Source organism: Stenotrophomonas sp. INTA L402-1, from assembly GCF_059295135.1.
The window spans coordinates 1-598 of sequence record NZ_JCAFWP010000172.1 but is presented as its reverse complement, the minus strand read 5'-3'; the positions used below and the strand labels follow the sequence as shown (position 1 = coordinate 598).

The window sequence follows — 598 nt, the reverse complement described above, 5'->3', positions numbered from 1 at the left end:
GAAGGGCATTGCTTAATGGCATAGACATAATAGTTACCTTTTATGAGTATTTCACTGATGTTTAGAAAAATAGATAAATTTTTCTGTAGTAAAAAGAGAAGTAAACAAATGACATGCATGTTTCTGTTGTAGTGATATCAACTCTACACGGTGATATTAAAGGGTAGGAAACACTCTAAAGTATCAAAAAACGCTCATTTAAAATTATTTGCATGCAATTTAAAAGCATATCTTATTACTAATTGGAATTTGATGTTGCTATATTGAGGTCTATATTAATAATGCCTGTGAATGGTATTTTTGATGTATTTGATATGTTATCAATTTATATTATTTACAAACTAATTGTTTCAAATAATACATGGCTGATTATGCGGAAATAAATAATTTCCCACCGGAATTAAGTAGCAGCGGTGACAAGTATTTTCATCTACGTAACTATTCGGAATATTCAGAATATACTAGCGGTTTTTTTTTGAGTTTGATGATTTTTATCAAATCATGACTTTTTTCCTGAAAAGTCAGTAGATATTCATAGGCAAGTAAGGTTTTATACTTTGCTGACAGGATTCAGGCCTGTCTCAGACTGACATGGATG

Annotated in this window: 2 protein-coding genes; both read left to right on the top strand. The window is 30.3% G+C overall.

Going from position 1 to position 598, the window contains the following annotated elements; translation table 11 throughout:
- Positions 1-281 precede the first annotated feature (281 nt).
- Positions 282-383, top strand: coding sequence for a hypothetical protein (locus tag AC5O77_RS22170; protein WP_001144941.1), 102 nt, complete (start codon positions 282-284; stop codon positions 381-383).
- Positions 362-505, top strand: coding sequence for a protein YtiD (gene ytiD, locus AC5O77_RS22165; RefSeq protein WP_001301448.1), 144 nt, complete (start codon positions 362-364; stop codon positions 503-505). Before AC5O77_RS22170 ends, ytiD begins: the two co-directional genes overlap by 22 nt.
- The last annotated feature ends 93 nt before the right edge of the window (positions 506-598 follow it).

What these genes read in the sequence shown, in the direction of transcription:
- ytiD (WP_001301448.1), top strand. Translation starts at nt 362, where the DNA reads ATGGCTGATTATGCGGAAATAAATAATTTCCCACCGGAATTAAGTAGC.
- AC5O77_RS22170 (WP_001144941.1), top strand. Translation starts at nt 282, where the DNA reads ATGCCTGTGAATGGTATTTTTGATGTATTTGATATGTTATCAATTTAT.